35 protein-coding genes and 1 tRNA gene are annotated in these 25,902 nt (G+C 60.8%); 19 read left to right on the forward strand and 17 right to left on the reverse strand.

Features of this window, described 5'->3' with window-relative positions:
* Positions 1-4: 4 nt before the first annotated feature.
* The 11 genes from ACIGGE_RS15445 to ACIGGE_RS15495 are packed head-to-tail and all read right to left on the reverse strand — an operon-like array spanning position 5 to position 3,844.
* A complete protein-coding gene (locus ACIGGE_RS15445) occupies positions 5-412 on the reverse strand; it encodes a SufE family protein (protein WP_397491027.1) in 408 nt (135 codons plus the stop codon).
* Between the two features lie 41 nt (positions 413-453).
* Entirely contained in the window at positions 454-630 is a 177-nt protein-coding gene (locus ACIGGE_RS15450; protein WP_196847883.1) for a hypothetical protein, read from the reverse strand.
* Positions 627-851 (reverse strand): hypothetical protein, encoded by a 225-nt coding sequence (locus ACIGGE_RS15455; protein WP_247714544.1) that lies wholly within the window; start codon positions 849-851, stop codon positions 627-629. The genes ACIGGE_RS15450 and ACIGGE_RS15455 overlap by 4 nt, the downstream gene beginning before the upstream one ends.
* A gap of 35 nt (positions 852-886) precedes the next feature.
* Positions 887-1,174 carry a hypothetical protein gene (locus tag ACIGGE_RS15460; RefSeq protein WP_103024221.1) on the reverse strand — a complete coding sequence of 96 codons (288 nt, stop codon included), beginning with the start codon at positions 1,172-1,174 and terminating at the stop codon, positions 887-889.
* Positions 1,171-1,485 carry a hypothetical protein gene (locus ACIGGE_RS15465; RefSeq protein WP_397491028.1) on the reverse strand — a complete coding sequence of 105 codons (315 nt, stop codon included), beginning with the start codon at positions 1,483-1,485 and terminating at the stop codon, positions 1,171-1,173. The genes ACIGGE_RS15460 and ACIGGE_RS15465 overlap by 4 nt, the downstream gene beginning before the upstream one ends.
* A complete protein-coding gene (locus tag ACIGGE_RS15470; protein WP_196847886.1) occupies positions 1,485-1,793 on the reverse strand; it encodes a hypothetical protein in 309 nt (102 codons plus the stop codon). The genes ACIGGE_RS15465 and ACIGGE_RS15470 overlap by 1 nt, the downstream gene beginning before the upstream one ends.
* Positions 1,793-2,101: a hypothetical protein gene (locus ACIGGE_RS15475; RefSeq protein ID WP_103024224.1), complete on the reverse strand. Its 309-nt coding sequence runs from the start codon at positions 2,099-2,101 to the stop codon at positions 1,793-1,795. Before ACIGGE_RS15475 ends, ACIGGE_RS15470 begins: the two co-directional genes overlap by 1 nt.
* A 23-nt stretch (positions 2,102-2,124) precedes the next feature.
* Complete coding sequence (gene pspC / locus ACIGGE_RS15480; protein ID WP_103024225.1) at positions 2,125-2,502, reverse strand: envelope stress response membrane protein PspC; 378 nt, start codon at positions 2,500-2,502, stop codon at positions 2,125-2,127.
* On the reverse strand, positions 2,499-2,795 hold the full coding sequence (pspB, locus tag ACIGGE_RS15485; protein ID WP_103024226.1) for an envelope stress response membrane protein PspB: 297 nt from the start codon (positions 2,793-2,795) through the stop codon (positions 2,499-2,501). Before pspB ends, pspC begins: the two co-directional genes overlap by 4 nt.
* Positions 2,796-2,798: 3 nt before the next feature.
* Positions 2,799-3,689 carry a phage shock protein PspA gene (gene pspA, locus ACIGGE_RS15490; protein WP_397491197.1) on the reverse strand — a complete coding sequence of 297 codons (891 nt, stop codon included), beginning with the start codon at positions 3,687-3,689 and terminating at the stop codon, positions 2,799-2,801.
* Positions 3,690-3,691: 2 nt separating this feature from the next.
* Entirely contained in the window at positions 3,692-3,844 is a 153-nt protein-coding gene (locus tag ACIGGE_RS15495) for a hypothetical protein (protein ID WP_222827846.1), read from the reverse strand.
* Between the two features lie 167 nt (positions 3,845-4,011).
* Here ACIGGE_RS15495 and pspF point away from each other — a divergent pair, with 167 nt between their 5' ends.
* From pspF to rbfA, 7 genes are all read left to right on the forward strand, one after another.
* Positions 4,012-5,034, forward strand: a complete 1,023-nt coding sequence (gene pspF / locus ACIGGE_RS15500) for a phage shock protein operon transcriptional activator (protein ID WP_103024228.1) — start codon at positions 4,012-4,014, stop codon at positions 5,032-5,034.
* Positions 5,035-5,169: 135 nt separating this feature from the next.
* Complete coding sequence (gene rimP / locus ACIGGE_RS15505; protein WP_103024229.1) at positions 5,170-5,736, forward strand: ribosome maturation protein RimP; 567 nt, start codon at positions 5,170-5,172, stop codon at positions 5,734-5,736.
* Complete coding sequence (gene nusA / locus ACIGGE_RS15510; protein ID WP_103024230.1) at positions 5,736-7,397, forward strand: transcription termination factor NusA; 1,662 nt, start codon at positions 5,736-5,738, stop codon at positions 7,395-7,397. The genes rimP and nusA overlap by 1 nt, the downstream gene beginning before the upstream one ends.
* Positions 7,378-8,076, forward strand: coding sequence for a DUF448 domain-containing protein (locus tag ACIGGE_RS15515; protein ID WP_196847887.1), 699 nt, complete (start codon positions 7,378-7,380; stop codon positions 8,074-8,076). Before nusA ends, ACIGGE_RS15515 begins: the two co-directional genes overlap by 20 nt.
* A gap of 50 nt (positions 8,077-8,126) precedes the next feature.
* Positions 8,127-10,679, forward strand: coding sequence for a translation initiation factor IF-2 (gene infB, locus ACIGGE_RS15520; protein WP_397491030.1), 2,553 nt, complete (start codon positions 8,127-8,129; stop codon positions 10,677-10,679).
* Positions 10,679-11,089: a PaaI family thioesterase gene (locus ACIGGE_RS15525; protein WP_301641510.1), complete on the forward strand. Its 411-nt coding sequence runs from the start codon at positions 10,679-10,681 to the stop codon at positions 11,087-11,089. Before infB ends, ACIGGE_RS15525 begins: the two co-directional genes overlap by 1 nt.
* Complete coding sequence (gene rbfA / locus ACIGGE_RS15530; protein WP_103024233.1) at positions 11,089-11,487, forward strand: 30S ribosome-binding factor RbfA; 399 nt, start codon at positions 11,089-11,091, stop codon at positions 11,485-11,487. Before ACIGGE_RS15525 ends, rbfA begins: the two co-directional genes overlap by 1 nt.
* A gap of 3 nt (positions 11,488-11,490) precedes the next feature.
* On the opposite strand, the gene ACIGGE_RS15535 is transcribed toward rbfA, so the two are convergent.
* Positions 11,491-13,122 (reverse strand): AbgT family transporter, encoded by a 1,632-nt coding sequence (locus ACIGGE_RS15535; protein WP_397491031.1) that lies wholly within the window; start codon positions 13,120-13,122, stop codon positions 11,491-11,493.
* Between the two features lie 99 nt (positions 13,123-13,221).
* Between ACIGGE_RS15535 and ACIGGE_RS15540 the strand changes: the two genes are divergently transcribed.
* The 7 genes from ACIGGE_RS15540 (at position 13,222) to ACIGGE_RS15570 (ending at position 19,917) form a co-directional block, all read left to right on the forward strand.
* Positions 13,222-13,800 carry a thymidine kinase gene (locus ACIGGE_RS15540; RefSeq protein WP_196847890.1) on the forward strand — a complete coding sequence of 193 codons (579 nt, stop codon included), beginning with the start codon at positions 13,222-13,224 and terminating at the stop codon, positions 13,798-13,800.
* A gap of 25 nt (positions 13,801-13,825) precedes the next feature.
* Positions 13,826-14,518, forward strand: a complete 693-nt coding sequence (locus ACIGGE_RS15545; RefSeq protein ID WP_103024236.1) for a site-2 protease family protein — start codon at positions 13,826-13,828, stop codon at positions 14,516-14,518.
* A complete protein-coding gene (gene truB, locus ACIGGE_RS15550; RefSeq protein ID WP_397491032.1) occupies positions 14,515-15,513 on the forward strand; it encodes a tRNA pseudouridine(55) synthase TruB in 999 nt (332 codons plus the stop codon). The genes ACIGGE_RS15545 and truB overlap by 4 nt, the downstream gene beginning before the upstream one ends.
* Before the next feature lie 5 nt (positions 15,514-15,518).
* Entirely contained in the window at positions 15,519-15,788 is a 270-nt protein-coding gene (gene rpsO / locus ACIGGE_RS15555) for a 30S ribosomal protein S15 (protein WP_103024238.1), read from the forward strand.
* Positions 15,789-15,961: 173 nt separating this feature from the next.
* On the forward strand, positions 15,962-18,253 hold the full coding sequence (gene pnp / locus ACIGGE_RS15560; protein ID WP_103024239.1) for a polyribonucleotide nucleotidyltransferase: 2,292 nt from the start codon (positions 15,962-15,964) through the stop codon (positions 18,251-18,253).
* Between the two features lie 151 nt (positions 18,254-18,404).
* Positions 18,405-19,157, forward strand: a complete 753-nt coding sequence (locus tag ACIGGE_RS15565; protein ID WP_397491033.1) for a hypothetical protein — start codon at positions 18,405-18,407, stop codon at positions 19,155-19,157.
* Between the two features lie 73 nt (positions 19,158-19,230).
* The gene (locus ACIGGE_RS15570) at positions 19,231-19,917 is read left to right on the forward strand and encodes a spermidine synthase (RefSeq protein WP_196847895.1); all 687 of its coding nucleotides are present in this window, start codon (positions 19,231-19,233) and stop codon (positions 19,915-19,917) included.
* Here ACIGGE_RS15570 and ACIGGE_RS15575 read toward each other — a convergent pair.
* Both ACIGGE_RS15575 and ACIGGE_RS15580 read right to left on the reverse strand, forming a co-directional pair.
* Positions 19,907-20,428 (reverse strand): DUF1993 family protein, encoded by a 522-nt coding sequence (locus tag ACIGGE_RS15575; protein WP_397491035.1) that lies wholly within the window; start codon positions 20,426-20,428, stop codon positions 19,907-19,909. The two genes, ACIGGE_RS15570 and ACIGGE_RS15575, sit on opposite strands and share 11 nt — an antisense overlap.
* A gap of 197 nt (positions 20,429-20,625) precedes the next feature.
* The gene (locus ACIGGE_RS15580) at positions 20,626-21,315 is read right to left on the reverse strand and encodes a GcrA family cell cycle regulator (RefSeq protein WP_397491036.1); all 690 of its coding nucleotides are present in this window, start codon (positions 21,313-21,315) and stop codon (positions 20,626-20,628) included.
* Between the two features lie 71 nt (positions 21,316-21,386).
* Here ACIGGE_RS15580 and ACIGGE_RS15585 point away from each other — a divergent pair, with 71 nt between their 5' ends.
* Entirely contained in the window at positions 21,387-22,286 is a 900-nt protein-coding gene (locus ACIGGE_RS15585) for an ABC transporter permease (RefSeq protein ID WP_397491037.1), read from the forward strand.
* A gap of 13 nt (positions 22,287-22,299) precedes the next feature.
* On the opposite strand, the gene hspQ is transcribed toward ACIGGE_RS15585, so the two are convergent.
* Positions 22,300-22,680, reverse strand: a complete 381-nt coding sequence (gene hspQ / locus ACIGGE_RS15590) for a heat shock protein HspQ (RefSeq protein WP_103024244.1) — start codon at positions 22,678-22,680, stop codon at positions 22,300-22,302.
* 161 nt (positions 22,681-22,841) lie between these two features.
* Here hspQ and ACIGGE_RS15595 point away from each other — a divergent pair.
* The 3 genes from ACIGGE_RS15595 to ACIGGE_RS15605 all read left to right on the forward strand — a co-directional run bounded on the left by ACIGGE_RS15595 (position 22,842) and on the right by ACIGGE_RS15605 (position 23,748).
* Positions 22,842-22,931: transfer RNA gene (locus ACIGGE_RS15595), tRNA-Ser, on the forward strand.
* 353 nt (positions 22,932-23,284) lie between these two features.
* Complete coding sequence (infA, locus tag ACIGGE_RS15600) at positions 23,285-23,551, forward strand: translation initiation factor IF-1 (RefSeq protein WP_397491038.1); 267 nt, start codon at positions 23,285-23,287, stop codon at positions 23,549-23,551.
* A 44-nt stretch (positions 23,552-23,595) separates the two neighbouring features.
* Positions 23,596-23,748, forward strand: coding sequence for a hypothetical protein (locus ACIGGE_RS15605; RefSeq protein ID WP_397491039.1), 153 nt, complete (start codon positions 23,596-23,598; stop codon positions 23,746-23,748).
* Between the two features lie 9 nt (positions 23,749-23,757).
* Here ACIGGE_RS15605 and ACIGGE_RS15610 read toward each other — a convergent pair whose 3' ends face one another.
* Entirely contained in the window at positions 23,758-23,940 is a 183-nt protein-coding gene (locus tag ACIGGE_RS15610) for a hypothetical protein (protein ID WP_375245465.1), read from the reverse strand.
* Positions 23,941-24,230: 290 nt separating this feature from the next.
* Between ACIGGE_RS15610 and ACIGGE_RS15615 the strand changes: the two genes are divergently transcribed.
* Positions 24,231-25,421: a sensor histidine kinase gene (locus ACIGGE_RS15615; protein ID WP_301641501.1), complete on the forward strand. Its 1,191-nt coding sequence runs from the start codon at positions 24,231-24,233 to the stop codon at positions 25,419-25,421.
* 21 nt (positions 25,422-25,442) lie between these two features.
* On the opposite strand, the gene ACIGGE_RS15620 is transcribed toward ACIGGE_RS15615, so the two are convergent.
* Positions 25,443-25,865: a response regulator gene (locus ACIGGE_RS15620; RefSeq protein ID WP_397491040.1), complete on the reverse strand. Its 423-nt coding sequence runs from the start codon at positions 25,863-25,865 to the stop codon at positions 25,443-25,445.
* Positions 25,866-25,902: the final 37 nt, after the last annotated feature.

The following is a 25,902-nucleotide window of genomic DNA, read 5'->3' on the forward strand; positions in this document are numbered from 1 at the left end:
CAGATCACCCCGCTGCAATCCGCGCGGCATGTTCCTGCACTAGGGCAATCATGTTCGGCACACCCTGCGTGCGATTGCTCGACAACTGGTTTTTCAGATCGAAAGGGGCGAGTGCAGCCTCAATGTCCATTTTCGCGACTTCGGTTGCCGGCTTGTCCTGTACGGCCGCTATGACCAGAGCGACGATGCCCTTGGTGATTGCGGCATTGCTGTCGGCCAGGAAATGTAGCTTTCCTTCATCACCGGTTGGATAAACCCATACTTGGGCACTGCAGCCGCGCACCAGCGTGGCATCTGTCTTGAGCGCTCCCGGCATTTCTTCAAGGTCGCGACCCAGCTCGATCAGCAGGCGGTAGCGTTCGTCGCCTTCGAGAAACTCGTATTCTTCTGCAATATCGGAAATCGTGCGCATGGCGCGCCTTTAGCGGGCTGGGCGGCAGCCGTCCATGTGCCTCAGCCTGACAAGCCGCCGGGCCGGGTAAACGCATAGTAGATAACGTAAAACCAGCCAAAGAAGCCCTGGATGGCGGCCCACACGATGGACTTGTGCAAGCTCCAGCTGATGGCCACGGCAATTGCGCTGCCGAGGCCGATACCGGCCCGTGCGGCGTCGGTCCTGACGACGCTCAAAGGTCTACTCCGCTGGCGATCGCCTCGAGCTTCTTGATACGTTCCTTGAGGTCGGAGATCTCAATGCGCGCCGCGCCGAGCGATGATCCGGCCTTTTCATCATCAGGCGCGTAATGTCGTTCAAGCTCCTGGCGTTTGAGAGCCAGCCAGCCCTGCCAGGCCCGGAGCAGAACGCTAGCGACGATGGTCAATCCGACCAGCGAGGCTCCTGCGATTATCATAGTCGGTTCGAACACCACCTCATGTCCTCCTTCAACTAGTCCCTATCGGTCTGCTTTTCGCGCAGAGCTTCGATTTCGGCAGAGATGCGCTTCGTTTCGCGCGCATCGAGCGAATTGTTATCAGTCGCTATCCGCTCGAGCACCTTGATGCGCTCCCGCAGTTCATCCAGTTCGCGGCGCTCTTCGGTGCGATCAAACGTCTGATGCTGCCCGCGCTCCGACTGGTCGTCGCCCAGTCCTGAACCGTGGCGATGCTTCGATTTCACCATTTCGGCAAAGGCTATGAGCGCCACGATTATCACAACTGCAGTCCAGAAACTCATAATGCATTCTCACGCGAAGCTGTTCGGTCATCGATCTGGTGAAGGTCTCTCAGTTCGTCGATCTGCATAGCGAGCACATGATTGCCGTCAGTAGCGATGCGCTCGAGAACGCGAACCCGTTCTTCCATCTTTGAATAATCACCATTGGCAAACCGCGCCTGGTCTGCCTTCGCTTCTTCGGCGCGGGCATGCAGTTCCAGCTTACGCTCCTCGTGCGCTTGGACCCGCTGATTCACTATGTAGGCGAAGGGCAACACCAACATCAGGATCACCAGAATGAAACCGAAGACAAGGATCAGGTCGGGATCCATCAGTTGGTTTCCCTGCCTTCACGCAGACGGTCGATTTCGTGCGTCAGATGATATCCGCTGTCGGTCACGATCCGTTCGACATTGCCGAGGCGATCCTTAAGCGATCCGAGTTCGGCACGCAGTTCAGCATTTTCCTGCGTCAGCAACTTGACCCGTTCGACGGCCTGGTCGTTCTTTGGATAGACCGCCTTACCCCAGCTGTTTTCGAGCGGGTAACCATTCTTGATCCGCATCCATGTCGTCATCAGCCACCCGGCTGTCATGATGCCGACGCCTGCGATGATCGTTGTTTCGGAAAGGAATTCCATTATGCCTTCTCCCCTGTCTTGATACTCAGCGGCACCCCGCTGTCGGCCCCTTCGACGGTGCGCTGATCGCGTAGTGCCTCAATCTGGGTGGCTACGTCGTAACCCTTGTCGGTCACGATACGTTCGAGCACGCGCACCCGGTCTTCCAGGTCGTGGACCTTGCTGGCGTATTGCGCGGCCTTTTCTGCAGTGGCTTGCGCAGTGGTCTTGACGTTCATTTCGGCCAGCTTTTGCTGGTGCTTCGTCCAAATCGCGACGATCGGGATCATCAGGGCGATGATCGGGATAAAAACGCCGATGTTTTCCATTCTGCTTCTCCCCCTCTGTTCGCTCAGCGTAACCGTTCGATCTCGGCGTTGAGGCGCGGATTGCTGCTGACATAGTAGGTTTCGACGTCAGCAAGGCGGCGATCGACGTCTTTCATTCGCGCGCGGATTTCGCGGGCAGTGCGCTTCGGGTTCTGGCGAACACGCTGCCAGTAGGTCTGCTCTTCGCGGTCGACATAGAGATGTGACGGCTTCTTGTTCAGCAGCAGGCCTGCAATGAAGTAGAACGGGATGGTCGAACCACCGGACATGAAGGTCAGGCCGACCAGGCCGAGACGGACCCAAAAGACATTGACGCCGGTATAGTCGGCAATGCCGGAGCATACGCCCATCAACTTCGCGTTCTGCTTGTCGCGGTAAAGCGTGGTGCGGGGGCTGTTCATTTCAGGCTTCCTTTCTTCTCGGCCATCAACTGCTCGAGTTCGCGCAGCTGCTGGTTATCCTGTTCACTGTCGTGAACGAGGCGGGCGGGGCGAAAGTCCGGATTGTCGCTCGCTACGAGGCGCTCGACCGTATCCATGCGGTCGTCCAGCCGCTTTGCGAGGCTGTAGAGTTCCTCGAGCAGGGCTTCGTCATCTGTCGTGATGGTCGCCGAAGTCTTCCACTTCGTGATGTAGTGGAGGATGATCCACGGCAGGCCGATGAAAATGGCCACGATTGCAAAAATCTCTTCCACGGATCAGTCCTCCTTGCTCGCGCCGTTCTTGCCGAGCGCCTTTTTCATCTGTTCGAGTTCGTCGTCGATCGCGTCGGCACCTTCCAGGGCGGCGATTTCGTCGGCCAGGCTGGGCTTGTCCGACTTGTCGGCAATGCTCAGCGCATCGGCGCGGCCTTCGGCGTAGTCGACGCGGCGTTCGAGCTGATCGAAGCGCGAAAGTGCATCGTCGACCCGTTCGTTCGTCATCAGACTGCGAAGCTTGACGCGGTTCTCCGCGCTTTCGAGGCGCGCGGCAATCGCCGTCTGGCGGCTCCGCGCTTCGCGAAGGCGGTTCTGAAGCTTCTGGATGTCCTGCTCATAGGCGCGCAGCGCATCGTCGAGGACGGCGATCTCCTGTTTGAGCTGCTCGCTCATGTCGACCGCCTTCTTCTTTTCGACCAGGGCGGCGCGGGCAAGATCCTCCCGGTCCTTCGAGATGGCGAGTTGGGCCTTCTCGCTCCAGTCCGCCTGAAGTTTGTCGAGCTTGACCGTGTGGCGGTGCATCTCCTTCTGGTCCGCAATCGTGCGAGCGGCGCTCGCGCGGACTTCGACCAGCGTTTCCTCCATCTCGAGGATGATCATGCGGATCATCTTCTGGGGGTCGTCCGCCTTGTCCAGCATGTCGTTGAAGTTGGCGGCGATGATGTCGCGGGTGCGGCTGAAAATGCCCATTAAAGGTGCTCCATTGGCAAAAAAGTCCGATCCTCTGGACCGTCCGGCGTCGCGGGTCGGTGTCGGCGACCGGCGCAGCCGTTCTACCTCTTCCTCGATCCGCGACAAGCGGGGGCGGGCCGAAGCGCCGTCGGCATCACTGCCGCGGGGACTGTCGGGGGAGTGGCGCTCCGGCCCTAAGGGATCGTGGTCGGGGGGCAGGGTCATGCGATCTCGACCTGTTCGTAGGCGGCCACCGCGGGGGTGGGGGCGGTGACCGTGATATGCGAGCTCAGCACGACGAAGGTGGCCATGGCCGCGATGCTCGCGATGGCAGCTTGCCCGAGCTGGCTGCGGAAGAAGTTGATGTTGTACATGCGGGGTGCCTCCCTTGGGTCAGATGACCGATTGCTGTTATCCCTTTTTCAGCAAAGGGCGTGCCAAACCCGGAAAACGGCGGATTTTCGGGCGTTGCGAGGCATCGCATAGGAGAGGTGATGGTTTTTGTTGCCAATCCTTGGGGCATTTTCCTATATATTGGCCCATGGAGCGGGAGAACCAGTTCATAGGCCAGTCCGGAGCCTTCCTCGACGCAGTCGAGCGGGCCAGCCGCGCCGCGCCAATGCGCAGGCCCGTGCTCGTCATAGGCGAGCGGGGCACGGGCAAGGAACTGATCGCGGAACGTCTGCATCGCCTTTCTACCAGATGGGACGAGCCACTGGTCACCATGAACTGCGCCGCGCTGCCGGAAACGCTGATCGAGGCCGAGCTTTTCGGGCACGAGGCGGGGGCCTTCACCGGTGCTACCAGATCAAGGGCAGGCAGGTTCGAGGAAGCCGACAAGGGGACGCTTTTTCTCGACGAACTGGGCACTTTGTCGATGGGTGCGCAGGAGAGGCTGTTGAGAGCAGTCGAATATGGCGAGGTGACGCGCATCGGATCGAGTCGTCCGACGCGGGTCGATGTCCGTATCGTCGCGGCCACCAACGAGGACCTGCCCAGGAAAGCGGAGCGCGGCGATTTCCGCGCCGACTTGCTCGACCGGCTCAGTTTCGAAGTCATTACCCTTCCGCCCCTGCGCGTGCGCGAAGGGGATGTGCATGTCCTGACGGATTACTTCGGCCGCCGCATGGCTGCCGAACTGGGTTGGGAGGGCTGGCCGGGCTTCGCGCCCCATGTCGCCGAACAAATGGAAAAGCACGACTGGCCCGGCAATGTGCGAGAACTGCGCAATGTCGTGGAACGCGCCATCTATCGCTGGGACGACTGGAGCGAGCCGATCGGGCACGTGGTTTTCGATCCCTTCGACAGCCCCTGGAAGCCCGTATCGCCGGAACCGCGGGCCGAGAAAGCGGCTGCGAAAGTCAATGCGCCCGCCGACCGCCCGCCTGATTTCGATCATGTGGACGATCTGCGTTCGGCCGTGGATGCGCATGAGCGCGCCATAGTGGAGCATGCGCTGGGCAAGCATCGCTGGAACCAGCGGCAGACAGCCAAGGCGCTGGGGCTGAGTTACGATCAGTTGCGCCATTGCATAAAGAAGCACGCGCTGGCGGACGATAGCTGATCGCCGCTTGCTTTTCGCAAGACTCGCGCCTATCTGGCTGCGCATCCCGACATTGTCGCGACACTGGAGGGGCTGGCGCCGCAAGGGGCCGGCACGAAACCCCATTGTCGCCTGGCATGTGCAAATGGAGACTGAATGGCCGACCTGGTACGCTTGACCGAAGTAATCGAACCCGAGGCAAAGGCGCTCGGATTTGATCTCGTGCGCGTCAAGATGATGCCGTCCGAAGCCGGCGACGGCGGCGAGGCGCTGCAGATCATGGCCGAAGACCCGGCGACGGGCCAGCTTGTGATCGACCAGTGTGCGGCCCTGTCGCGCCGCGTGTCCGAACGGCTGGACGCGCTGGAAGAAGAAGGCGAGGTGCTGATTGCGGGCGCCTATCATCTCGAAGTGTCGAGCCCGGGCATCGACCGCCCGCTCACCCGAGCGAAGGATTTCGCCGATTGGGCAGGGCACGAAGCCAAGATTTCCATGGCGAAGGGATATGACGGCCAGCGCAATCTGCGCGGTTCGCTCAAGGGCATCGATGGCGACCTGGTCACGATCGATGATCGCAAGGCAGGGGAAGTTTCCATTCCCCGCGACCAGATTCATTCGGCACAGCTTGTCTTGACCGACGAACTTATTGCCGCCACCCAGCCGCTCGACACGAGCGGTGCCGACGAAATTGTCGAAACCGAAGAAGAAAAGGCAGACGACTGATGGCCAGCGCCATTTCCGCCAACAAGGCTGAACTCCTCGCGATCGCAAACTCGGTCGCTTCGGAAAAGATGATCGACAAGGCGATCGTCATCGAAGCGATGGAAGAGGCGATCCAGAAATCTGCCCGTAACCGCTACGGCGCCGAAAACGATATCCGTGCCAAGCTCGATCCGCTGACCGGCGATCTGCGCCTGTGGCGTGTTGTCGAAGTGGTCGAGGAAGTCGAAGACTACTTCAAGCAGGTGGACCTGAAGGCTGCGCAGAAGCTGCAGGACGACGCCAAGATCGGTGACTTCATCGTCGATCCGCTTCCCCCGGTCGATCTCGGCCGGATCGACGCGCAGAGTGCCAAGCAGGTGATCTTCCAGAAGGTCCGCGACGCCGAGCGCGAGCGCCAGTTCGACGAATTCAAGGATCGCGCAGGCGAAGTGATCACCGGTGTGATCAAATCGGTCGAATTCGGCCATGTGATCGTGAACCTGGGACGCGCCGAAGGCGTGATCCGCCGCGACCAGCAGATCCCCCGCGAAGCCGCCCGTGTCGGCGAACGCGTGCGCGCGCTGATTACCAAGGTGGAACGCAACAACCGCGGTCCGCAGATCTTCCTGTCCCGCGCGCACCCCGATTTCATGAAGAAGCTGTTCGCGCAGGAAGTGCCCGAAATCTACGACGGCATTATCGAGATCAAGGCAGCCGCCCGCGATCCGGGCAGCCGTGCCAAGATCGGCGTGATCAGCCACGACAGCAGCATCGACCCCGTCGGCGCCTGCGTCGGTATGAAAGGTAGCCGCGTGCAGGCCGTCGTGCAGGAACTGCAGGGCGAAAAGATCGACATCATTCCCTGGTCGGAAGATGGCGCGACCTTCATCGTCAATGCGCTGCAGCCCGCCACCGTCAGCCGCGTCGTTCTCGATGAGGAAGATGGCCGCATCGAAGTCGTCGTGCCCGACGACCAGCTTTCGCTGGCCATCGGTCGCCGCGGCCAGAACGTGCGCCTCGCCAGCCAGCTGACGAGCAACCAGATCGACATCATGACCGAGGAAGAAGCCTCGGAAAAGCGGAGCAAGGAATTTGCCGAGCGTTCGAAGATGTTCGAAGAGGAACTCGACGTCGACGAAACGCTGTCGCAGCTGCTTGTTGCCGAAGGCTTCGCCGAACTCGAAGAAGTTGCCTATGTCGAGCTGGAAGAACTGGCGGGCATCGAAGGTTTCGACGAGGATTTGGCCGAAGAGCTCCAGAGCCGCGCACAGGAAGCCATCGATCGTCAGGAAGCAGCGCACCGCGAGGCGCGCCGCGAGCTGGGCGTGGAAGACGCGCTGGCCGAACTGCCGCACCTGACCGAGGCCATGCTGGTCACGCTGGGCAAGGCAGGGCTCAAGACGCTGGACGACGTGGCCGATCTTGCCACCGACGAACTCATCCAGAAGAAGCGCGAAGCCCCGCGTCGCCGCAACAATGCCGACGGTCCGCCGATGCGGCGTCCCTCGGTCCGCGAGCAGGACAAGGGCGGCGTGCTGGGCGAATATGGCCTGACCGAAGAGCAGGGCAACGAGATCATCATGGCTGCCCGCGCCCATTGGTTCGAAGACGAAGAGGAAGCTCCGGCACCTGCCGAGACGACCGACAAGCAGGAGGCCGCCGATGCGGACTCCACCCAATGAGAGCCTGAGTTCCGACATCGTCGAAGCGCCCAAGGCACGGAAAGCTTCCGAGCCCGAAAGGCGCTGCGTCATTTCAGGACAGACCGGCCCGCGCGAGGAACTCGTGCGGCTGGCTGTTTCGCCGTCCGGCCTTGTCCTGCCCGATGCGCAGGAAAAGGCGCCGGGCCGCGGGGCCTGGGTCGGTGAAAACCGCGCCGGTCTGGAAGCGGCGCTGGCCAATGGCAAGCTGAAGGGCGGGCTGTCGCGCGCCTTCAAGACGGGCGACCTGGAAATTCCCGAGACGCTGCCCCAGATGGTGCAGGATGCGCTGACGCGCGTGCTTCTGGACCGACTGGGGCTCGAAATGCGCGTCGGAGGTCTTATCTTAGGTACGCAGCGCATTGCCGAGGCTGCGCGCGGCGGGGCTGTGGTCCTGTTGCTGCACGCCAGCGATGCAAGCGAAGATGGGCGCAAGAAGCTGGATCAGGCCTGGCGGGTCGGACGCGAGGCGGAAGGGTCCGGAGAACGGGGCCTCGAACTGCCTCTGGACCGGAACGCTTTGTCTGTGGCATTGGGCCGCGACAATGTCGTCCATTTGGCGCTGGCCGAGGATGCATCGGCTACCAGGGTCATCAAGCCCCTGACGCGCCTCATGCATTATCTGGGACAGGAATTCCCTGCCGGTATGGCGCCGCGTTAGCGAGCGCCAGCGACGAATTGAACGATTGATACGAAGAGAAACGAGCAAGAATGAGCGACGACGACAAGAAACCAGCCCGCAAACCGCTGACCCTGAAGGGCGCGCAACCGGGTGAGGTCAAGCAGACCTTCAGCCACGGCCGCACCAACAAGGTGGCGGTCGAGGTGAAGCGCCGCCGCAAGCTTGTTAAGCCCGGCGAGACGCCGCCCGCGCCGCCACCTCCGCCGCCGGCGCCCGAGCCCGCGCCGGCTCCTGCGCCGACCCCGACGGCTGCAAAGCCCGAGGTCAAGAAGAAGCCTGCCCCGTCGAACGAGACGCCGCAGGAACGCGTCGCCCGGCTTCAGCGCGAAGCCGAGGAAGACCGGCTGCGCCAGGCCGAAGAAGCGCGCAAGCGCGAGGAAGAGCAGGCCCGGCAGGCAATAGAAGACGAGAAGAAGCGGGCGGAAGAAAACCGCAAGGCCGAGGAAGAAGCAGCCAAGAAGGCCGCCGAAGAGCCGAAGAAGGTCGAACAGGCAGAGAAGGCCGAGAAGGAGCCCGAAGTACCCGCTCCGGCTGCCGAAGAGGCACCGGCAGAGGAGGCCTCGTCGGCAACGCCTGCGCCTGCCCCGCGCCGGTTCACACCGGTCGCGCGACCCGAAATCAAGAAGCCCGAGCGCAAGAAGAAGGAAGAGAAGCCCGCCCGCGGTGCACAGGCCGAAACGCCGGACAAGCGCCGTTCGGGCAAGCTGACCGTCAAGAAGGCTCTCAACGAGGACGAAGGCCGCCGTGCGCGCAGCCTCGCCGCACTGAAGCGTGCCCGCGAAAAGGAACGCCGGATGCAGGGCGGTGGCTCGAGCAAGCCCCGCGAAAAGCAGGTACGCGACGTAATCGTCCCAGAGGCGATCACGGTCGGCGAACTGGCCAAGCGTATGGGTGAGAAGGGGGCCGATCTCGTCAAGGAACTCTTCAACCTCGACATGATGGTTACCGTCAACCAGACGATCGACCAGGATACGGCGGAACTGCTCGTCGAACAGTTCGGTCATACCATCCAGAAGGTGTCCGAAGCGGACGTCGATATTGCGGCCGACGAAGATGTCGATCCGGAAGAAACGCTCAAGGCGCGCCCTCCGGTCGTCACCATCATGGGCCATGTCGACCACGGCAAGACCAGCCTGCTGGACGCGCTTCGCGGCGCCAATGTCGTCAAGGGCGAAGCCGGCGGCATTACGCAGCATATCGGCAGTTATCAGGTGAAGACGAAGAGCGGCGACCTGGTCACCTTCCTCGACACGCCTGGCCACGCTGCCTTTACCCAGATGCGCCAGCGCGGTGCGAACATCACCGATATCGTGGTGCTGGTGGTGGCCGCCGACGACGGCATCATGCCGCAGACGATCGAGGCCATCAATCACACCAAGGCTGCCGGCGTTCCGATGATCGTCGCGATCAACAAGATGGACAAGCCGGAAGCCAATCCGGACAACATCCGCAACCGCCTGCTCGAACACGAAGTGATCGTGGAGAAGATGTCGGGCGATGTGCAGGATGTCGAAATCTCGGCCAAGGAAAAGACCGGCCTCGACAAGCTGCTCGAAGCCATCAGCGTGCAGGCCGAACTGCTCGAACTGAAGGCCAATCCCGATCGTATGGCCGAGGCCACCGTGATCGAAGCGCAGCTGGACAAGGGCCGCGGCCCGGTAGCGACCGTGCTGGTGACCCGCGGCACGTTGGAGCGTGGCAACACCTTCGTCGTGGGTACGCAGAGCGGCCGTGTCCGTGCGATCGTCGACGATCAGGGCAAGCAGATCAAGAAGGCCGGGCCTTCCATGCCGGTCGAGGTTCTGGGCCTTGGCGGCGTGCCGAGTGCGGGCGATGTGCTGACCGTGGTCGAAAACGAGCAGCGTGCGCGTGAAGTGGCGGAATATCGTCAGGAAAAGGCGACGGAAAAGCGCACGGCGCTGGCCCCGACCAGTTTCGACACGATGTTCAACAATCTGGCCGCCAATGTCATCGAATTCCCCGTGCTGGTGAAAGCCGACGTGCAGGGTTCGGTGGAAGCGATCACCTCTGCCTTGCACAATCTGTCGAACGACGAGATCAAGGTCCGCGTGCTGCATGCAGGCGTGGGTGCGATCACCGAGAGCGACGTGACGCTGGCCGCTGCCTCGAACGCGCCGATCATCGGCTTCAACGTACGCCCGAATGCCAAGGCACGCGAGCTGGTGAAGCGCGACGGTGTGGAGATGAAGTATTACGACGTCATCTATCACCTGACCGAGGAAATCGCCAAGGAGATGGCAGGCGAGCTGGGTCCGGAGCGGATCGAGCATGTCGTCGGCCGTGCCGCCGTCAAGGAAGTGTTCCGTTCGGGCAAGAAGGACAAGGCCGCCGGCCTGCTGGTCGAGGAAGGCGTCATCCGCAAGGGGCTGCACGCACGCCTCACGCGGGACGATGTCATCGTCTCGGCCACGACCATCGCCTCGCTGCGCCGGTTCAAGGACGATGTGGACGAAGTCCGCGCCGGTCTGGAATGCGGTGTGGTGCTTGCCGATACGAACGACATCAAGGCTGGCGACCAGCTGGAAGTCTTCGAAGTCGAGGAGCGTGAGCGTACCCTGTAATGGCGTCCGAACACGCTCTCGGCGCGGCCCATGCGGAACTGATGGGCGTCGAGTTCGATCATTTCGATGCGGAGCGTGAGGAAATCACGCTCCGCTTCACTGCTCCCGAGACCTTCGTCACCCCGCGCGGCAGCGTGCAGGGCGGACTGGTCGCCGGTTTCCTCGACGAGGTGATGGGCTGGGCGCATGTCTGGGCCACCGATCAGAAGGAAGCACCGCTCAATCTGGAAATCTCCATGAGCCTGCTGCGGCCCGTCCCGGCCGGCCCGCTGATCGGCAAGGGCCGGGTGGTGCGGCGCGGGCGCAAGGTGATTTTCCTCGAAGGCGAACTGTTCGATGGCGAGAACCGGCTTCTCGCCCGGTCGACCAGCACCGCCATTCCCACCCCACGTCCTACCGGAGAGAAGTGATGGTCCGCCAGCAGTCCACCCCCGAACAGCAATCGGTTCGCGTCCTCAAGGTGGGTGAGCGGGTGCGGCATATCCTGTCCGAACTGCTCGCGCGCGGGGAGGCGCATGACGATGTGCTCTCGGCCAGCAATATCGCGGTCACCGAAGTGCGCATGACGCCCGACCTGCGCAACGCGAAGGCCTATGTGAAGCCGTTGCTGGGCGAAGACGAGGCGACCGTCCTGAAAGCGCTACGTACCAATACGGCTTTCTTCCAGAAGGAAGTCGCCCAGCGGCTCGGCCTCAAATTCGCGCCGAAGCTGAGCTTTCAACCCGACGAAAGCTTCGACGAAGCCGATCGGATCGAAAAGCTGCTGTCCGATCCCAAGGTCGCACGCGACCTCGACGACGAAGACTGATCGCTACGGCATCGCGGCGGGCATGACATAGCCTACCGGGGCATCCGGCCCGAGCGGGATGCCGAGATAGAACCACAGCACGATCAGCATTGTGCCCGAGACCATCAACCAGATCGAATAGGGCAGCATCATCGCAGTCAGGCTGCCGAGGCCGAAATCCTTCTGCCAGCGCTGGGCGAACACCAGGATGAGCGGGAAATAGACCATCAGCGGCGTGATGATGTTGGTCGCGCTGTCGCCAACGCGGTACGCAGCAGTGGCACCTTCCGGGCTGATGCCGAGCAGCATCAGCATGGGTACGAGGATGGGCGCAAGCAGTGCCCATTTCGCGCTGGCGGAGCCAACGAACAGGTTCAGCAATCCGGTGAAGACGACCATCAGGCCAAGCACGATCGGCAGGGGAAGGCCGGTGGAATCGATCGCCGCCGCGCCGTGAACGGCGCTGATGAGGCCCAGGTTGGACCAGCCGAACATGGCCACGAAATGCGCTGCGGCGAAGGCAAGGACGAGGTAATAACCCATGTCTTTCATGGATTCGGCCATCATCTCGACCAGATCACGGTGGTTCTTGATGCTTCCGGTCGCGCGGCCATAGGCCCAGCCTGTGAGCAGGAAGAGCAGGAAGAAAGCGGCAACGAGACTGCGATATAGAGGCGCCAGTTGCGCGTGGATTGAGCAATCCGCGGCGGGGATCGCTTCGCAAGCTGCTTCGTCGATCAGGGGCGTTCCCGGGGCGAACACCATCAAGAGCCAAAGCCCGACCACGAACAACGCAGCAAGCCCTGCATGGCGCAATCCCCTGGAGGCGAGTTCGCCGGTCTCCCCGGCCGGGTCCGGGCTGGCATCGTCAGCGCTTCGACCCGCGGTCGCGCCGCCAGTCCATGGACCCAAGCGCGGCTCGATGATCTTGTCGGTGACGTACCAGATGATTGGCAGGTAAACGACTGTCATCACGCTGATGAAGAACCAGTTGCCGGCAATGTTGGCGGTCCAGGAGGGATCAAGGGCGCTGGCGGCGACGGCTTCTTCCGTAATGCCGAACAGTAAAGCGTCGAGCTGGCCCGGCGAGATGTTCGCGGAAAACCCGCCTGAGACGCCGGCAAAAGCGGCCGCGATGCCGGCAAGCGGATGGCGACCGGCTGCTGCGAAAAGGATTCCGGCAAGCGGTATCAGCACGACATAGCCCGCGTCGGCGGCATGATTGCCGATCATGGCGACCAGCGCGACTACCGGCGTCAGCATCGTCTTGGGTGCGCTCTTCACGGCCTTCGACATGCCTGCGGCGAAGAAGCCGGAACGTTCCGCCACCCCTGCGCCCAGCATGACGACGAGGACGTAGCCCAGGGGATGAAAATGGGTGAACGTTGTCGGCATTTCGACCCAGAGGCGCTGGATATTCTCGGGCGAAAGCAGGCTTACCGCCTCGATCCTCTGCGCATTTCCAGTGACCTCGTCGAGCGCAGTGGGATGCATTGCCGAGATGCCGGACATCGCCGCAACGACCGAGAAAAGTACCAGGGCAATTATCAGATAGAAGAAAATGAAGACTGGATCGGGCAGCTTGTTGCCTGTCCGTTCGACCCATCCCAGAATGCCGGTCTGGGTAGGTATTGCCTTCGCTCCTGCTTCCGCCATCGAAAATCCCTGAATACCATCTTCGTTGGATGGATGATCATGATCATCCTCTCTGACACCGTGCTTAACAGGTGGTGCCGCAAGGGCTAGAGCCAGTCGATGGCCAAGCTGTATTTCTATTATGCCAGTATGAATGCGGGCAAGAGCACCACCCTGCTGCAGGCTGCATTCAATTATCGCGAACGTGGCATGCGCGTGTCGTTGTGGACTGCGGCTCTCGACGACCGGCCGGGCTTCGGCGCGATCTCCAGCCGGATCGGATTATCGAGCGATGCCCACCGGTTCGAGGTCGACACCGATATCGAAACGCGCGTTCTTGCCGATCATTCGGAAAGCCCGATCGCATGTGTACTGGTGGACGAAGCGCAATTCCTGACCAAGGATCAGGTTTGGCAACTTGCCCGGCTGGCGGACGATGCGGGCATTCCTGTCCTTTGTTACGGCCTGCGTACGGACTTCCAGGGCGAACTGTTTGCAGGGTCGGCCGCATTGCTGGGCTTGGCAGACGCGCTGATCGAGATGAAAGCCGTCTGCGATTGCGGTCGCAAAGCGACGATGAACCTGCGCGTCGATGCGCGAGGCGACGCCGTGATCGAGGGTGCACAGACGGAAATCGGCGGCAACGACCGTTATGTCGCCATGTGCCGAAAGCATTTCCGCCAAGCGCTGGCGCGCTAGGCAGGCCCACCCTATCTAGAGCGCCATGACTGAAACCATTCTGCTAGCGGTGATTCTGATCCCGTGTCTGATCATCGCCATTGTCTTTCACGAGGTTGCCCACGGCTGGACTGCGCTTGCTCTGGGCGATCCGACCGCCAAGGAACAGCGGCGCCTTTCGCTTAATCCGATCCGCCACGTCGATCCAATAGGCACGCTGCTGGTGCCGGGAGCGTTGGCCCTGTTCGGCGGGCCGATATTCGGCTGGGCAAAGCCGGTGCCGGTTCGCGGCGACCGGCTGCGCGATCCACGTTTCGGAATGGTAGCCGTGGCAGCAGCAGGACCGGCCACGAATCTTGTTCTGGCATTTATCGGGGCGCTGGTATTCGGCGCCGTCTCGGGCACCATCATCGCGTCGGGCGGAACGCCGCCGGACTGGCTGTTGTCGGCAGGCGGGATGTTCATCTTGATCAACGTGTTCCTGGCACTATTCAATCTCCTGCCAATTCCCCCCTTCGACGGATCGCATATCGTGGGCGGCTTGCTGCCGCCCAAATGGGCGGCCAACTGGCAGAAGCTGCAATCGATGGGAATGCTATTCTTCATCATCCTGATCGCAGCGACGTGGGCCTTTCCGAACAGCGGTCTGATCGAGAATACCGTGCTGCCGCCGGTCTTGTGGCTGCAGGAGCGCTATTTCGAGATTGCCGAGTGGATGGCCCGCGGTATCGCCGGATGAGCGGCACCAAACCCCCGTCACATGGCTGGTTGATCCTCGACAAACCCCGCGGCCTTGGCTCGACGCAGGCCGTTTCGGCCGTCAAGCGTGTGCTGCGGCAGGGCGGCTATGCTAAGACCAAGGTCGGTCACGGCGGTACGCTTGATCCGCTGGCCGAAGGGGTGCTGCCCATCGCTCTGGGTGAAGCGACCAAACTCGCCGGTCGCATGCTCGATTCCGAAAAGATCTATGCCTTCACCATCCAGTTCGGCGAGGAAACCGATACGCTGGATACCGAAGGCGAGGTCATCGAAACATCCGACCGACGCCCGCCGATGGCTGCGATTCCAGCAGTGCTCGATCATTTTACAGGCGATATCCATCAGGTTCCGCCCGCTTATTCGGCTGTAAAGATCGATGGGAAGCGGGCTTACGATCGGGCGAGGGCCGGCGAAGAGGTCGAGATGAAGACCCGCGCCGTTACGGTGTACTCACTCGACCTGGACGGTAACCGCGAAGATGGTGAATTGCGGTCCGCTTTTGCCACCACCGCCGGCCGCCCCGATCCTTACGATCCGCAAGCCCCGCTGGAACTGGCAGACAGCATCACACTCGTGGCGCATGTGTCGAAGGGCACCTACATCCGCTCGCTTGCACGGGATATCGCACGCGCGCTTGGAACGTTGGGGCATGTCACCTATCTGAGGCGCATTAAGGCCGGCCCGTTCACCGAAGAACAGGCGATTTCGCTGGACAAACTGGAGGAAGTCGCTAAGGGCGCGCGCATTGAAAACCTCCTCCTGCCGCTCGAGGCGGGGCTGGACGACATCCCGGCCTTGCAACTCGATCCCGATAGCGCGCAGGCGGTCCGCCAGGGCCGGGTACTTTCGGAACTGCCCCATGCCGACGGGCTTCACCTTGCGACACTGCACGATGTGCCGGTGGCCTTGATGGAACTCAGCGGTGGTACGGCGAAAGTCGTGCGGGGGTTCAACCTACCGGATGTCGCGGAGTAAGAAGTATGTCGGTTACCGCCGAAAAGAAGCAAGAGATCATCAAGGACAATGCCGTCGCCCAGGGCGATACGGGTTCTCCGGAAGTTCAGGTCGCCATCCTGACCGAACGCATCCGCAACCTGACCGAGCATTTCAAGTCCAACCACAAGGACAACCACTCGCGTCGCGGCCTCCTCATGATGGTCAACAAGCGCCGCAACCTTCTCGCCTATCTCAAGAAGAAGGATGTCGAGCGGTATAACGCGCTGATCCAGAAGCTGGGTCTTCGCAAGTAAGAGTTTCTCAAAGGGGCGGCTCAGGTCGCCCCTTTGTTTATCCGGCTTCCGCGCAATCCGGCGCTGGGGCGGACAAAAGAGGCGACGAAAGCCTCGTACCGGACCGGGACGGAATACCCGGCACAGTAGGCCCCGCATCGCAATAAGGCCGTGCGGGTCATCAAGGAAAATACATGTTCGACACGAAAACCGTATCGCTGGAGTGGGGCGGAAAGACCCTCACTCTGGAAACCGGCCGCATTGCCCGTCAGGCTGACGGCGCGGTCCTCGCCACATATGGCGAAACCGTTGTGCTCTGTGCGGTCACGGCCGCCAAGAGCGTGAAGGAAGGTCAGGACTTCTTCCCGCTGACCGTCCATTATCAGGAAAAATTCTCGTCAGCCGGCCGTATCCCGGGTGGCTTCTTCAAGCGCGAGCGCGGTGCGACCGAAAAGGAAACGCTGACGAGCCGCCTGATCGACCGTCCGGTCCGCCCGCTGTTTCCCGAAGGTTTCTACAACGAAATCAACGTCATTGCGCAGGTGTTCAGCTATGATGGCGAATGCGAGCCCGACGTTCTGGCGATGATCGCCGCTTCGGCAGCCCTGACGATTTCGGGCGTTCCCTTCATGGGCCCGATCGGTGCCTGCCGCGTCGGCTTCAAGGATGGCGAATACATCCTCAACCCGAAGCAGACCTCGGCCCTGGCCGACGACGGCCGTCTCGATCTTGTCGTTGCCGCCACCGGCGATGCCGTGATGATGGTTGAATCGGAAGCGAAGGAACTGACCGAAGCAGAAATGCTCGGCGCCGTTGCTTTTGCACACGACAACATCCGCCCGGTCGTCAATGCGATCGTCGACCTGGCCGAACAGGCCGCCAAGGATCCGTGGGACGTTGCCTCGCAGGATGGCAATGAAGACATGAAGTCGGCCATCAAGGCGATGATCGGCAAAGACATCGAAGCTGCCTACAAGCAGACCGACAAGTCGGCCCGTTCGGACGCGCTGAATGCGGCCCGCGACAAGGTCAAGGCGCATTACGGTTCGGATGAATTCGACGGCCAGCAGCGCATGACCGCGATCAAGCTGACCAAGAAGCTGGAAGCGGAAATCGTCCGCGGCGCCATCCTCAAGGACGGCACCCGCATCGACGGCCGCAAGCTCGATCAGGTTCGCCCGATCGAAGCCATGGTCGGCGTGTTGCCCCGTGCGCACGGTTCGTCGCTGTTCACCCGCGGTGAAACGCAGGCATTGTGCTCGACCACCCTTGGCACCAAGGACAGCGAGCAGATGATCGACGGTCTCGAAGGCCTGTCGTACGAACGCTTCATGCTGCACTACAACTTCCCGCCGTATTCGGTCGGTGAAGTCGGTCGTTTCGGTGCCCCGTCGCGCCGCGATACCGGCCATGGCAAGCTTGCCTGGCGTGCGCTGCACAACGTGCTGCCGACCCATGACGATTTCCCGTACACCATCCGCGTGCTGTCCGACATTACCGAGTCCAACGGCTCGAGCTCGATGGCAACGATCTGCGGCGGCTGCCTCTCCATGATGGATGCCGGCGTTCCGATCGAACGTCCGGTGAGCGGCATCGCGATGGGCCTGATCCTCGAAGGCAATGATTTTGCCGTTCTGTCCGACATTCTGGGCGACGAAGATCACCTCGGCGACATGGATTTCAAGGTTGCAGGTACGGAAGCCGGCATCACCACGATGCAGATGGACATCAAGGTTGCTGGCATCACGCAGGAAATCATGCAGAAGGCGCTCGAACAGGCAAAGGCCGGTCGTGCGCACATCCTCGGTGAAATGAACAAGGCTCTGACCGGTTCGCGCAACGAGGTCTCGAAGCATGCTCCGCGTATCGAAACTATCCAGATCGACAAGTCGAAGATCCGCGACGTCATCGGCACGGGTGGCAAGGTGATCCGTGAGATCGTCGCCGAAACCGGCGCCAAGGTCGACATCGACGATGAAGGCGTGATCAAGATTTCGTCTTCGAACGCCGACGAGATCGCGGCTGCCAAGGCCTGGATCGAAGGCATCGTCGAAGAAGCGGAAGTCGGCAAGATCTACAACGGCAAGGTCGTCAATATCGTCGATTTCGGCGCTTTCGTGAACTTCATGGGTGGCAAGGACGGTCTCGTCCATGTCAGCGAAATGAAGAACGAACGTGTCGAGAAGCCGACCGACGTCGTGTCCGAAGGCCAGGAAGTTAAGGTCAAGGTCCTCGAGATCGATCAGCGTGGCAAGGTCCGCCTGTCGATGCGTGTCGTCGATCAGGAAACCGGCGAAGAGCTGGAAGACACCCGTCCGCCGCGCGAACCGCGCGGCGACCGTGGTCCGCGTGGCGGCGGTGGCGGCGGCGGCGATCGTCGTGGCGGCCGTGGTGGCCGCGGCGGCGGTGACCGTGGTCCGCGTCGCGATCGCGATGGCGGCAACGGTGGCGGCGAAGCCCACGTTCCGGACTTCCTGAAGGACTGATCCTTCCGCAATAACTTTCGGGAAAGGGCCGTGAGGGAGACCTCTCGGCCCTTTTCTTTAAGTGTGCCTGGTTATGATGAATTAACCCGTTTTTAACCGTGATAAATGACACTGCGACTTCTACATGATAATGAAGGGTGTGAGTGCTCGCATGCGAGTTGGTGTCATCAGCATGGATGAACATGCGGCGGGGTGGAGCAGTGCTGCTTTGACAAAAGTCCCGAAACGCAATCGTCAGTCTGAACGGATCGCGACGCTTCGCGAGCGGGGCTATTCCGAACAGGAACTTGCCGAAACGCAGCGCCTGGACCGGCACAATCTCCTGCTCGTTCTGCTGACGCTGGCAGCGTTGTTGCTGGCGGCTAGCCTCTACGGGTGGCACATGTACGCCAATCCGGCCGGTGCAGCCGATAGCGACGTTGTAACGGAAAGCGAAGAAGGCTCGGGCGGCATTCTGTCCGGCGGGACCGTTGCCGATTTCTTCCGCTCGACCGTCGAAGCCGAAGAACCAGCGGCGATCGATGAAGATGATGCTACGACAACACCCAAAGCTGGCAGGGCAGCGAAGTCCGGCAAGTCAGAGGCATCGCCCGGTCCATTCATCCTGCTAGGCCCGCCGCCGGCCAGCGCACCGGTTGCGATACCCTTCGCCGGCCCCGACGAATCGGCGGTGCGGCGTACGACCGTGCGGGCCCTGAAAAGCGGAAAGGCTCGCATGTGGAAGAATAATGGCGAGCGCGGCTATGTCCTGGTGAGCGGTGCCACTGCCTATTCGGACCGCAACTGCCGTCAGGTGAGCTACACCCTTATTCCTGAAATCGGAGATCAGCGGACATCGTCCCCCGTCCAGTGGTGCGAAGTCAAACGCGGCGACTGGCGCGAAGACGCTTACAGCGGACGCTGATCGTACGAATGACGCCTTGAGTTTGACGCGAGCATGATTTGGGTTAGGGGCGGGGACCTTTCCGGAGATAAATGTGCTGCCGCGTGAAACGATTGCCACTGCCGACATACCCGATGGCGAAACACTCACGCTCGTTAGCCACGGGCGCGATTTCGTCATCATGCTCGGCAGGGACGAACTCATGGGTACGCGCATGCAGTTCTCCGAAGAACAGCTTGCGGTGCTCACGCTGGCCGAACTCGATGCGCGGGCTCCGCGTATCCTGATCGGTGGCTATGGAATGGGTTTCACCTATCGCGCGGCACTTGCGGGCCTGCCGGAGAAAGGCACGGTTACCGTTGCCGAAGTCGTGCCGGAAATACTGGAATGGGCTGAAGGCCCGCTAGCCCATCTCACGGGCGATAGCCTTCAGGATCCCCGCGGGAATGTCGTGATTTGCGACGTCGCCGCTCTTATTGACGACGCGAACGACGGAACGAGCGCCAAATATGATGCCATTCTCCTCGACGTCGATAACGGCCCCGATGGGATCGTACGCGATGCCAATTATCGTATTTACAGCAAGACGGGGCTCGGCAAGGCGCGCGACGCACTGAAGCCGGGCGGCATTCTTGCGGTCTGGTCTGCTGCTCCCGATCACAGGTTCACTATGCGTCTGAAGGAAAGCGGTTTCGACGTGGAGGTGCGCGAAGTGCGCGCAAGGCCCAATAACAAGGGCCCGCGCCACACGATCTGGTTTGCCCGTAAGACTAGGGCTTGATCCTCACTCGTCCCAGAAAATCGCGTTTGCCGACAGGGACGCCTTTCATGCGCAGGATGTCATAGGCAGTGGCGCAGTGGAAATAGAAGTTCGGCTGACTGAAACTCAGCAGGAAGTCTTCAGCGGTAAAATCCATTCGGTTGCTTTTGAATTCGAACCGCATGGGTTGGCCGATGAACCCTTCCATGTCCTCTTCGGTCAGGCCGTTCATGAATTCGGTCGCTTGCGCCAGCTTGGTGCGCAAATCGCCGAGACTTGCAGGTGGCGGCGACAGGTCGGGGGAATAGACGCCGGCGCGTAGACCTTCGATCGACCCTTTCGTATGTTCGGCAACGCTCTTTATCTGATAGGAAAAGGGCAGCATGTCATCGACGATCCGAGCGCCGACGATGTCGGCATGGTCATGGCCGTGATCGTCGCACCATTTTTCTGCCGTATCGACTAGATGCTTGGCTGTCCCAAGCATCTGGAGGGCACTGGGCACATAGGCGGCGTGAAGTGACAGTGGCATCGACTGGATCCTCTCTTGTTCGCTCGTGTCGACGTCTAACTGACGTGTCACATATGCATCAATGAGGGATTTCGAGATTGCCCATTCGCCAGCGTCCGACCCGGCAGATGTTCGGGCCCGTTTCGATAGGTCGTGAAACTATGCTCGCCTTCTCCGCATCGCTGATGAAGGAGAAGGCGAGGAGTTCGGACAGTCGATCAGCGTACGCGCGGTCCGCCGAAGGGCAGGGGCGGAGGAGGACGGCGCGCGCCGCGCGGAAGCTGTGCCTGATACGCCCGGCCGCAATGTTCAACGCAGTAGGGGAAGCCAGGATTTACGGACTCCCCGCAGAAATGGAAATCGGGCTCGCCAGGGTGACCCATGGGCCAGCGACATACCTTGTCCGACAGATCCAGCAGGCTCGTCTTGTCGGCGATCTCCGCACTAGGTTTGGCCGGTACCAGTCGGCGCGGCGGCGCCGGCGGGATAGGGGCCTGCTGGTCGCCCGGGCCCTGACGGAGAAAACCGCCCGGACCGACCGAAACAATCTTGGGCAGGTCCGAAGACTTGTTGGGCAGGGGCTGCGACGGGATTGAGGCATCGGGCGCCGGCGGCAAGGCCGCCGCAGGCTTCGCCGGAGCGATTGGAGCGGCCGGAGCGGGTTTCGCTGCAGGCTTTACAGGCTTCTTTGCGACCGGCTTGGGTGCAGCCGGTTTGGCCTTTACGGCAGGCTTCTTCTTCTCGTTCGTCTTAACTGGCGACGGACGTGATTTGAGGCCGAGGCGATGTGCCTTTCCGATCACGGCATTGCGGCTGACGCCGCCAAGTTCGTCGGCAATCTGGCTGGCGGTAGATCCGCCTTCCCACATCTTCTTCAGCGTTGCGATCCGTTCGTCGGTCCAGCTCATCTGCAGTCCTGTATCTCGTGTCTTGACGCCTCAGCTTGCAAGCTGGGACGCTTGGGCCTAGTCGCGGCCTCATGGTGGATCAAGCCCAGCCCGCATCGCCCGAAAACGAGCACCCGGACGCCTCTTTCGTAGAGGACCATGCCGGAGGGGAGGGCCGTTTTCCGCCGCGGGGACGCCCGGTGATCCGGGGGATCAACGGGATTGGCCTGTGGAGTCTCTATATTAAGGAGATACGCCGGTTTCTCAAGGTCCAGACGCAGACAATCTGGGCGCCAGCGATCACAACTCTGCTTTTTCTCGTGATATTTTCGGTAGCGCTCGGCCGTGGGGGGCGCGAAGTGCTGGGAGTGAACTTCCCGACCTTCGTCGCGCCGGGGCTGATCGCCATGGCAATGATGCAAAATGGCTTTGCCAATTCGAGCTTCTCGCTGCTGTCTGGCAAGATCCAGGGAACCATCATCGACCTGCTGATGCCGCCCTTGTCCGAAGGCGAACTGATGGCGGGGATCGTCGGCGCTGCAATGACGCGCGCGGTAGCAGTGGGCTTCGTGGTGGCTGGTGCAATGCTGCTTTATCCCGGCGTCAACCTTGCTATGGCTCACCCATGGGCGGTGGTATGGTTTGGCCTGATGGGGGCGCTAATGCTTTCGCTGCTGGGGCTGGTCGCGTCCATATGGGCCGAAAAATTCGATCACAACGCGGCCGTCACGAATTTCGTAATCGCTCCGCTCGCCATGCTTTCGGGCACGTTCTACATCATCGACCGGCTTGCGCCCGCGTTTCAGTCCGTCAGCCGGGCAAATCCGTTCTTTTACGTGATTTCAGGCTTCCGTTACGGCTTCCTCGGTCAAAGCGATATCGGCGATGGAACGGCTGTAATGCTGGCTGGGCTCGGCCTTCTGGCGCTAAACGTGGTGCTGGCCTTCGTGACTTACCGGCTTCTTGTATCAGGCTGGAAGATCAAGAACTGATCGTAACGATCGATCAGTGCGTCATGCTGCGGCGCATGCGATAGCGACCGTTTTCGAACTGTTCGAAATACTGGTGCACATCAGGGTGCGAAACCGGCCCAGAGATCGAATCCGTCACCAGGTTCTGCTGGCTGACATAGGCGACGTAATCGCTGTCATCGCTTTCTGCGAGCAGATGGTAAAAGGGCTGATTGCGATCGGGGCGAATGTCTTCTGGAATGGCTTCGTACCATTCGTCGCTATTGGCAAAGACCGGATCGATATCGAAGATCACGCCGCGAAAATCGAACACGCGGTGCTTGACCACATCGCCGATGGCGAAGCGGCTTTTTACACGACGCGGAACGTCGATTGTGCGTCCAGCTTGGGCGGAAAAGTATTGTGTGCGATCCATGTGACTAGCAGATATGGGATAATTCGCGGCCCTTACAATGGGGAATGGCGGACGATCCCCCGAATTCTCGTGAAAAGGGCTTGGCAAGGGTGGGGTGCTCGGCTAATCGGCGCCCTCGCTTCGACCGGGGCCTTGTGCCCGAAAGCGCACCCGATACATGCGGAGAGGTGGCAGAGTGGTCGAATGCGCCGCACTCGAAATGCGGTATACGGGCAACCGTATCGAGGGTTCGAATCCCTCCCTCTCCGCCATAATTTCACGCATTTGCTAGTGTCGCTCGCGAACAGCGCAGCTGTGAGGCGTTATCAGCTTTGGCTCTTTCGCAGTGCTGTTGTGGGGTACTGAGGCCGTTTCTCAAATGGTCGGGATACTCCCAGCAAGACGCTGCCTGCGCCTGCGTGAGCATTTTTCATAATCACAGTGTCGGCCTATTGTAATTTTTTTGCACCCTGTTATATGAAAATTGCCTGACGTCGTTTGCGACGGATGTTGAATGCCACCGACCGCGCGAAAGCACGGGGTTGGCACCAGTTCCATTTCATCCAAGTTGGCTCCGCTTCGGAATGCGTCCGCGCGGATTATTTTTGTACGTAAGGATGGTTGTTTGGCGAAGGAAGAGCTCATTACGATGGAGGGCGCGATCGACGAGGTCCTGCCCGATGGACGTTTCGGCGTCACTCTCGATAATGAGCATCGCATTATCTGCTACACGGCGGGAAAAATGCGTCGCTACCGCATCCGATCGGTCGTTGGAGACCGCGTACATGTCGAAATGACACCCTACGATCTCAGCAAGGGCCGGATCGTCTTCCGCGAACGAACACCCGGGCAAGCGCCCGCCGGTGCGCGCAAGCGCGTCTACAGGCGCTGAGACTTTTAAGAAAGTGGCGGGATCAACCTGCCAGCACACAATTAATGAATACAATGAACGTGCGCGATGCGTCGCGCCCCAAGCTTTCGCTGCGCTATGGCGCGAACAATGCTCCGAGCGTGAGCCGTGAGCGGGACATCCCCGCTCCGATCGCGACCACCGAACTGCGACGTCTCGTCGCGACGATGATTGACTGAGCGCCCATTTTATTCGCGGCCGTGCACCAGCATTCCCGCCACAGCAGGAGAACTGACATGGACCTGAACCATCAATACGCCGAGCATCAGCGGGCACTCATGGGTGCCGGATGCGCGGCGAACGATGATGATCGCCTCGCCAAATTGGCAACGGCGTCCCACATTGCCGGTCGCATCAGCGACTTTCAGCACGGATTGGGCGCTGCGGCAGCCTGTGCCTGGAGCAAGGCGCACTTTGCCAATCGGGTTCCGATAACGGAAACCCCGTAACCCTAGCGTGGCGCGGTCCCAACCCATGCCAAGTCGTTGGCCTCGATCGATGCTTCAGTTTCTTGATGTGTCTCGAAAGAGGTTTCTCCCGGACTTGGGTTGAGGCAATGCCAGCCCCCCTATCCAAGCGGCGGACAGGGAATCGTGATCAGGGCGAGGGCCTGCTAATACCTTGTTAAATTTCCCGGACTTGCTACTTTGTCGACTTTGGAATGGAGTGGGCCATCGAAAATTCGCAAACCGCCGATGCTCCCTCCGCGACCGATCCATTGTCGGACAGGTATCTGGCAGAAGTATGGCGCCGCCAGCAGCAGATTCTCGGCCGCGTCGCATTGGGGGGCGATCGCGAAGCCATACTGTCCGACATTGTCAGTCTGGCTGAAGAACAGACCGGCGATGGCATGCTGGCGTCGATCCTGCTGCTTTCCGAAGATGGAAAACATCTCGAACTGGGCGGTGCGCCGAGCCTTCCCGATGAATACAACGCCGCCATCGAAGGCATGGAAATCGGTGAGGGCGAGGGGTCGTGCGGGACTGCGGCGGCGCGGGGACGCCCTGTTTTTGTCGAAGACATAGCGACCGATCCGCTCTGGGCCGATTTTCGCGAACTGGCTCTGTCTCACGGTCTGGCAGCCTGCTGGTCAGTGCCGATTAAAGCGGGTGACGGAAGCGTGCTCGGCACCTTTGCCAATTACTATCGTGAGCCGCGCCAGCCATCGGATCTCGACCGCGAGATTATCGAGGCAATTGCGCTCACAACATCGATCGCTGTTGAGCGGATTCGCCTCGAGCGCATGCGGCATCGCGCCGAAGAGGCGAAGGGGCTTGTTCTCGAAGAGCTGCAGCACCGCGTGAAGAACGCCTTCTCGCTTGCCCAGAGTCTGATTAATCTCAACGTGCCGGCAGCGCTCAGTGCCCGCGATCTGGCAGACAAGGTCAATGGCAAACTGCGTGCCATTGCGTCTGCCCAGGATTTGATCATCGTGCGAAATGCGGCGGGTCGCTCGGATGAAATGACATCCATCCGCACGCTGCTCGCGACGATATTGAGCCCTCTGGGATATGGCGATGTGGATGAGCGCATACGCTTGGCGGGGGATGATCAAACGGTCGATGCGCAGTCTTTGTCGGGTCTGGCCATGGTCTTTCACGAACTTGCCACCAATGCGACGAAATATGGCGGTCTGAAGGACACTTCTGGCGTCGTTTCCATCGAGTGGAATACGGGCCCTGAAGGCTTGAAAATCGAATGGTCTGAAAGCGGCGGCCCTGCGACGGTCGAACCCGAAAGCCAGAACTTCGGCAGCCGCCTGGTGGCTTCCACCATCCGCCAGCTGGGTGCGACCATTGATCATGACTGGCGCAACGATGGGCTTCGCGTGACGATTGTTTTGCCGCGCTAAATTGTTGTCACCAGTTTGAATTCAGTCCGGCGACGCCAGCATTTCCTGTATCGCTGTGTGGACCGTGGTTGAGGCGTAGGGCTTAGGATAGAATCGCGAACCTTCCGGTAGAGAATCCGCGCTGAGCGAGGCTCTTCCAGACGTCACAATAATGCCGATTTCCGGTCGGCGTCGCGAAACCTCTCGCGCCAGCATAACCCCATCGAGATCGCCCGGCATATGCACATCGGTGAAAAGGATATTGATCACACCGCCGTCTGACAGCGCATCGAGTGCCTCCTGGCCATTCGCCGCCTCGATCAACCTGTAACCAAGAGCGCCCAGCTGATCGACCACATCCATACGGATGAGGACTTCGTCCTCGACCACGAGGATCACGGTGTTGGGGTTCTGCATGGGGACGATATCCTTCTCGGATAGCCCCTCCGCCTTGTGGAACGACATATCTCGAACGCCTGCGCGTACGCATACGTTCGCCAGT

This window comes from Qipengyuania sp. NPDC077410, assembly GCF_044543405.1.
GTDB classification, from domain to species: domain Bacteria; phylum Pseudomonadota; class Alphaproteobacteria; order Sphingomonadales; family Sphingomonadaceae; genus Qipengyuania; species Qipengyuania pacifica.